Raw genomic sequence first — 955 nt, forward strand, 5'->3', positions numbered from 1 at the left:
TGTCTAGAGCAGTTGACCAGTTTGTGTTAGTGACGGGGAATAAGATCTTTAACGATAATAACTCGAATATTGGAGCCTTGGTGCGTTATATCAATTATCAAACGATGGGCAAGGCGCTGATACCAAGTAAAAAGTCATCTGTTTTTGATATGCTCTATTCAGAACAAAGCGTGCAGCGTCGAGAGTTTTTAGCCCGACATAACAAAGTTTCCATTTACCATTCAGAAAATCTCATAGATGTTCTCTTGAGAGAGGTCTTATCCTTAGAGGCTTTCCAAGATTTAGATTATGTGCTTCATGTTCAGCTAAATGACATTGTAAAAGATACGTCAGAGCTAACTTATGAACAAAGTAAATTTGTGAAGAATCCTTGGTCGCATGTAGATTTCTTGATTTATTCGCGAATCGATAAGAGCCCTGTTTTGGCAATCGAGGTTGATGGCTTCGAGTTTCACGAAAATAATGCTGAACAGCGCGGGCGAGACACGTTGAAGAACCAGGTTCTGCAGAATATTGGATTAAGGTTGTTAAGGCTAAAAACCAATGAGTGTGACGAAAAGGAACGCATAGTCGCTGCACTTGAGCGAGCTGCCAAAAGGCAAACTGTTAGTGACTCCCAAGATAATAGTACCAATAGTAAAAACTCTGATTGGGAAAGGGTCAAACGCTACGCGGATGAAGTAGTTATGGACCTAGTAGATTATTTAGAGTCTCAGGCTTGTGTTGATGTTCCTACAGTGGGTTATGAGCTGTGTGATGGCAACGGGGAAATTTTATGTGAATCAGAGCTTGCTTGGGAGAGTTATAAAGTAGCGTTGTTAATCGACTACCAAATGGATGAGGGCGAAGAGTTATTCACAAAACAAGGTTGGACGGTTGTAAGTATTGATGAGAAACCTGAGGGCCTGTTAAGTTTGTTAGCGTCAAAGGAAGCTGCTTGATGGATATTAAAGTC

General features: G+C 40.8%; 1 protein-coding gene. It reads left to right on the plus strand.

Translation table 11 applies throughout. The features are described 5' to 3' along the window. Window positions 1–941, plus strand: a 941-nt coding sequence (locus A3766_RS08045) for a DUF2726 domain-containing protein (protein WP_156508777.1), incomplete at its 5' end; no start/stop codon positions are given. Between the last annotated feature and the right edge of the window lie 14 nt (window positions 942–955).

It is taken from the genome of Oleiphilus sp. HI0132 (genome assembly GCF_001635845.1).